Source organism: Pseudomonas sp. FSL R10-0056 (assembly GCF_009600105.1).
Lineage (GTDB): Bacteria > Pseudomonadota > Gammaproteobacteria > Pseudomonadales > Pseudomonadaceae > Aquipseudomonas > Aquipseudomonas bubulae.
Map to the genome: position 1 here is coordinate 1 of NZ_WIWL01000026.1, position 4639 is coordinate 4639.

Sequence of the window (4639 nt, forward strand, 5' to 3'; positions counted from 1 at the left end):
CATCGACACCCCGCGCCGCCGCCCGGCGCAATGAACGGCGCACGCTCCAGGTGGGCAGAAAGTAAGGCGTGGCCAGCCAGATGCGCTGCTTGGCGCTGTTGATCGCGCGCACCAGCGATTGCAGGATATCGCGATGTTGATGGGCATCGGCGTAGGCCACGCGCCCCATACCCTCAGCCTCGTCGGGCACACCGGGCAAGCGCGCCAGGCCGAAGTGGGTCGCCGGTTTCCAGGCCTTGCGGCTGATATTGGCCCGCCACTGGCGATCAAACAGCATCTGCCAGTCCAGCACCAGCGGACCTTGCATCTGCACCATCACCTCATGCCAGTCGCAGCTGTTTTCAGTGGGGCGCCAGAACTCATCTGTGACGCCGGTGCCACCCACCACAGCCAATTGCTGATCCACCAACAACAGCTTGCGATGATCGCGATACAGATTGTTGAGGCCACGGCGCCAGCTCAGCGGGTTGTAATGCCGCAGCTCAACCCCGGCTTCGATCAGCCTGCGGCGCAACGCCGGGCCCAATCCCAGACTTCCGTAGGCGTCAAACAGGCAACGCACCCGCACCTCGCGCCAGGCCGCCTGTTCCAGGGCCTGGACGATGGTTTCGGCACAGTCACCGGCCTCAACCAGATACAACTCCAGATCGATCTGCTCCTGAGCCTGTTCAATGACGGCCAGCATGCGCGGGAAAAACTGCGGCCCGTCGATCAGCAACTCAAAACTATTGTCACTGCGCCAGCCAAACACTGCGCCGGCCATCTTAACGGGCCGTGAAAATCAGCACCGCATTCACCGGTACTGAAAAGCTGATGGCCGAAAGCCCGGCCAGTTTGCGCAAGGTTTCAAGCTCCGGTTGCAGGCCAAAATCTTCGGCTTGCAGCATCAGCGGCTCCAGGGTCACGACCTGAAAGCGTCGTTCATCCAGACGGGTGGCCAATAGCTCGGCCTGATAGGTGTGCTGTTTGCCGCGCAAGCTGACCGTTACCGGCAAGCGCAATTCCAGTTGCGCACCGGAGGCCAGGTCATTGATCGGTTGCAGGTCGATCTGCGCGCTGATCTGCGCTTCCGGGAAGTGCTTGAAATCAAACAACACGTCACGCATGCGCTCATCACGCAGTGGCACTGAGCTGTTGACCGAGTCCATCTCGATACGCAATTGCGCCAGACCCTTGCGGTCAACCTTGCCATGCAGGACCAGAAAGCGGTGCACATCGGCGATATTGGCATTTTGCGTGGTGATAAATGACAGCCGTGACGACTCACCGTCCAGGTACCAGTTGGCCTGGGCAGACAGGCTCACACCCAGGCTCAGCAACAAGGCACAGGCAGAAGATAACAGCGCTTTAAGCATAAAAACTCATCAACCAATAAACGTGGGTGAACATTAAACCCGGCGAGCGGTTTTGGCAGGACTTATTTCACCCTCTTGAGACGTCAGGCGCTACCGACAGTTCCTCCCGCCCCCCTGTCACACAAGCATCATCCAAACGTCACAGTGGTGACATTGCACCTGCTTAGCCTGAAGTTGCACACCTCAGTCGATTGGCAGATACCCAGAGCGGGCACAGTGCCTGCACGGAGATTCGCAATGTCCCAGATCGCCCGTATCCGCGACACCGCTCCAGAACGTCGCTTGCAGGCTGAGCGTTTGCTCGGCCCCGCGGCATTGCGCGAGGCTCAGACCCTGCGTTTTCGTGTGTTCAGCGACGAGTTGAAGGCCAAACTCAAAAGCGCCGAACATGGGCTGGACGAGGACGGCTATGACGCTTATTGCGAACATATCGGGGTACGCGATCTCAATAGCGGCCAGTTGGTTGCCACCACCCGCCTGCTGGATCACAGCGCGGCACAACGTATCGGCCATTTTTACAGCGAAGAAGAGTTCAACCTTCACGGGTTGGCCAACCTGCAGGGGCCGCTGCTTGAAATCGGGCGCACCTGCGTCGACCCGGCCTACCGCAATGGTGGCACCATCGCCGTGCTGTGGGGTGAACTGGCCGAAGTCCTTAACCAGGGCAATTATCGCTACCTGATGGGCTGCGCCAGCATCCCGATGCAGGATGGTGGCATTCAGGCCCGGGCGATCATGCAGCGTCTGCGCGAGCGTTACTTGTGTACGGAGCATCTACGCGCCGAGCCGAAAAATCCGCTGCCGGCGCAGGAAGTGCCCAGCAACGTCATCACGGAAATGCCGCCGCTGCTCAAGGCCTATATGCGCCTGGGCGCGAGGATTTGCGGCGAGCCCTGCTGGGATGAAGACTTTCAGGTGGCCGACGTCTTCATCCTGCTCAAGCGTGATGAACTGTGCCCGCGCTATGCGCGTCACTTCAAGGCGGCCGTGTGATGCGCCGCTTGCGCCGGTATGCCCGGGTGGCACGGGTGCTCGGGGTGGTCAGTCTGGGGCTGGGCATGGCGGGAATGTTCGGGCTGCTGGAGCGCCTGGGCCTGAACAGCACAATGGATCGCCGCCAGCGCTGGTCGCAGTTTTTTATGACACGCCTGAGCAGCGCCCTGCCCTTTCGCGTCACCGTGGTCGGGGAAATCCCGGCAACGCCGATGCTGTGGGTGAGCAATCACGTGTCCTGGACCGATATTGCACTGCTGGGGCAACTGGCCCCGCTGTCATTTCTGTCCAAAGCCGAGGTGCGTGGCTGGCCGGTGGCCGGGTGGTTGGCGGCCAAGGCAGGCAGTTTGTTTATCCGCCGTGGTGCGGGAGACAGCCAGGTGATTCGTGAGCAAATGACCCGTCACCTGCAACAGCCGCTACCCCTGCTGATGTTTCCCGAAGGCACCACCACGGATGGGTGCTCGGTGCGTACCTTTCATGGGCGGTTGCTGTCGGCGGCCATTGACAGCCGGGTACCACTGCAACCTGTAGCCATCCGCTATTTGCGCAATGGCGAGGTCGATGCGATAGCGCCGTTTATTGGCAATGACGATTTGCTCTCACATCTGCTGCGACTGTTTAGCCATGAGCAGAGCGACGTTGAGATTCATCTGCTGGAGCCCATTGCCAGCCAGGCACAAGAGCGGGCCGTGCTGGCGTTCAGGGCGCAGGAAGCGATCCGGCGGGTGGTGTCAGCACCGGTGACGCAAACAGATCCGCTGCCGGAGAGAGTGGGGGCGATGATTTGAGCCGGGAGCCAGGTAAGGGGATGTTGTGGGAGCGGGCTTGCTCGCGATGCAGGCGACACGGTGCGACGATAAAGTCGCGTTGCAACAGTAAAGGTACGTTGCACATTAACTGGCCCACCGCGTACATATCCGGCATGTGCGTCTAACTGAAATATTGGTTTCGCCCTTACGGCGAGTCCCTTTTTGAAGGACCAAAAAGGAACCAAAAAGTCCTCGCCCCATCGTACGGCCTTCGCTACGCTCAGGTTCCCTCGCTCCGGCTCTGCTCCGTGGGCACGCCGCCACGGGCCATCCATGGCCCATCGCGGCTCTCCCGGCATCCATGCCGGTCGACCCACTCCTCAGAACCTCCTCTCGGCCTCCCGGGAGGGCAGGCAGATCAAAAGCACTACGCCGAGGCGGCCGACCGGCCGGCCTGTTTGGTTCACATTTACTGCGCAATCCCCTGTCGTCACTGCCGAAGGAACAAGGCTGCGATTTTTAACGCGAATATCGGTTATGTACTCAATGCATCAGTTATAAAAACGCTATCAAGCAGGCCTCAACCGCCAGCCCAGCACATCCAGCAAATCACACCCATCACGCAGCAATTGCGCCGAAACAGTAGCCATATGCCTAAGATCTACAGAGTCAGCCTCTTGCACTTCCCGACTGGAAAACGATTCCATCAGTTGCGTGACGGCCAGTACGCGAGCGGCGGCGTTGGCATGAAGTACGTCGAGGGGCGCGTTGCGGTCGATCAATAAAGCAGGGATGGTGCAATCGATGGCAGTAAGAGGGATGAACGGGGAATGAGTCATGGTTAAACCTCAGATGCTATATGTTTTAGCCAGCCGTTTTCGTCGCCAAACAAAAACAAGTGGCCGCTGTACGCGGGTTGGCGAACCGGTCATTCCCAGAACCCGGCAGACCCGAAGATCTCCCACGCACAGCTGCCATAAAGCACAGCGCGTATAAATACACGCTCTGTCTTATATAGCAATTGCACATATTTCTGAAAATGTTCCAAGTCGCCAAACCCGGCCGCCTTATCGGCGAACACCGACTATAAGCGTCGTCCCCTCGCCCCAGCAATTGGCAAACCTGTGAGAAAAATCCCGAAAAAACGTGAGCTTGTAGTTTCTGTAGCCGCTGCCGAGGAACACTGCAACTGTGGGAGCGAGCCTGCTCGCGAAGGTCGTTCGCGAGCAGGCTCGCTCCCACAAATAGGGCTTGACCTGCAACAGAGTATCTACAGAGATTGCGCAGTACACGCGAACCGAACAGGCCGGCCGGTCGGCCGCCTCGGGACGCAGTGCTTTTGATCTGCCCGCCCCTTCGGGAGGCCGAGAGGAGGTTCTGAGGAGTGGGTCGACCGGCATGGATGCCGGGAGAGCCGCGATGGGCCAAGGATGGCCCGTGGCGGCGGGCCCACGGAGCAGAGCCGGAGCGAGGGAACCTGAGCGCAGCGAAGGCCGTACGCCGGGGCAAGCCTTTTTGGTTACTTTTTCGGCGTCTGGA

The 4639-nt window shown here is 59.7% G+C and carries 5 protein-coding genes; 2 read left to right on the top strand and 3 right to left on the bottom strand.

The genetic code is table 11. The features are described 5' to 3' along the window. Both GHO42_RS01860 and GHO42_RS01865 read right to left on the bottom strand, forming a co-directional pair. Positions 1–763, bottom strand: a 763-nt coding sequence (locus GHO42_RS01860) for a phosphatidylserine/phosphatidylglycerophosphate/cardiolipin synthase family protein (protein WP_153384087.1), incomplete at its 3' end; no start/stop codon positions are given. A gap of 1 nt (position 764) precedes the next feature. Next, positions 765–1355, bottom strand: coding sequence for a YceI family protein (locus GHO42_RS01865; RefSeq protein WP_153328229.1), 591 nt, complete (start codon positions 1353–1355; stop codon positions 765–767). A gap of 237 nt (positions 1356–1592) precedes the next feature. On the opposite strand from GHO42_RS01865, the gene olsB reads away from it, so the two are divergent. Both olsB and GHO42_RS01875 read left to right on the top strand, forming a co-directional pair. Then, positions 1593–2348 (top strand): L-ornithine N(alpha)-acyltransferase, encoded by a 756-nt coding sequence (gene olsB, locus GHO42_RS01870; protein ID WP_095001338.1) that lies wholly within the window; start codon positions 1593–1595, stop codon positions 2346–2348. Then, positions 2348–3139 (top strand): 1-acyl-sn-glycerol-3-phosphate acyltransferase, encoded by a 792-nt coding sequence (locus GHO42_RS01875; protein ID WP_095019715.1) that lies wholly within the window; start codon positions 2348–2350, stop codon positions 3137–3139. Before olsB ends, GHO42_RS01875 begins: the two co-directional genes overlap by 1 nt. 530 nt (positions 3140–3669) lie before the next feature. Here GHO42_RS01875 and GHO42_RS01880 read toward each other — a convergent pair. Beyond that, on the bottom strand, positions 3670–3939 hold the full coding sequence (locus GHO42_RS01880; RefSeq protein WP_153328231.1) for a short-chain dehydrogenase: 270 nt from the start codon (positions 3937–3939) through the stop codon (positions 3670–3672). Between the last annotated feature and the right edge of the window lie 700 nt (positions 3940–4639).

What these genes read in the sequence shown, in the direction of transcription:
- GHO42_RS01875 (WP_095019715.1), top strand. Translation starts at nt 2,348, where the DNA reads ATGCGCCGCTTGCGCCGGTATGCCCGGGTGGCACGGGTGCTCGGGGTG.
- GHO42_RS01865 (WP_153328229.1), bottom strand. Translation starts at nt 1,355, where the DNA reads ATGCTTAAAGCGCTGTTATCTTCTGCCTGTGCCTTGTTGCTGAGCCTG.
- GHO42_RS01880 (WP_153328231.1), bottom strand. Translation starts at nt 3,939, where the DNA reads ATGACTCATTCCCCGTTCATCCCTCTTACTGCCATCGATTGCACCATC.
- olsB (WP_095001338.1), top strand. Translation starts at nt 1,593, where the DNA reads ATGTCCCAGATCGCCCGTATCCGCGACACCGCTCCAGAACGTCGCTTG.